Source organism: Methanosarcina spelaei (assembly GCF_002287235.1).
Classification (GTDB): domain Archaea; phylum Halobacteriota; class Methanosarcinia; order Methanosarcinales; family Methanosarcinaceae; genus Methanosarcina; species Methanosarcina spelaei.
Genome location: NZ_LMVP01000340.1, coordinates 1 through 802, shown reverse-complemented (window position 1 = coordinate 802; position 802 = coordinate 1). Strand labels below are relative to the sequence as shown.

General features: G+C 31.4%; 1 protein-coding gene. It reads right to left on the bottom strand.

Translation table 11 applies throughout. The annotated features are described in order from the left end of the window. Positions 1 to 456: 456 nt before the first annotated feature. The coding region (locus ASJ81_RS14300; protein WP_141241738.1) for a PKD domain-containing protein at positions 457 to 802 on the bottom strand (346 nt) is incomplete at its 5' end.

Here is an 802-nt window from a genome sequence, read left to right as displayed (position 1 = left end):
TAATAATAGATTCAAGATTATATAAAACTAAGTCAATGATTTAGGGACACGACCTATCTTTCTTCTCTCTTTTAATCAATATTTTCTCTTTTTTCCTTTCTTAAACCCAAATTCTTCAGTATTTTTTGAAAAATCAACCATTTTCTTGATAGTGTTTTTTGGGCAGCGTTAATTAGTTAATACTATTTACAGAAAGTTTTGAAAATTAATTAATATCATTTTCTGGTCTCTATACACTATATAGGTACTTTTGCCTACTGAGTAAACCTACTGCATAAAAGTCCAATAAATCCACGTTTAAAATGGACAAAAGGAATAAAGTTTCAAGGCGAAATCATTTTAAGATAACACATTTTGAGATTGTTGAAAAATAAGAAATTTTGTGAAATATAGAAAAACATCAACTAGTTAGTGAGTTTACTATATTTCTCCAATTAATCCATGAGTTTACATTACTTATTTGCTTACTATAATATACCCAGACATAGTTTTAGTATTACTGCCTTTAGCATTTTTTACTGTCAAGCTGACCGTATATTTTCCTGCTTTACTGTACTTATGTGCAGGACTCTTAGATGTTGAATAGGTTCCGTCTCCAAAACTCCATTTCCATGAAGTTGGACTATTACTGCTTTTGTCAGTAAACTGCACATTCAGTGGGGCTTTTCCTGACCTTGGGGAAGCGTAAAAAGCGGCAACAGGAGTTTTCAACTCGTTTATCACAATATAATTCTTTATTGTTTTCGTACTGCTTCCTGCAGCATTCTTTACTGTTAAGCTGACAGTGTATTTTCCTGCTTTA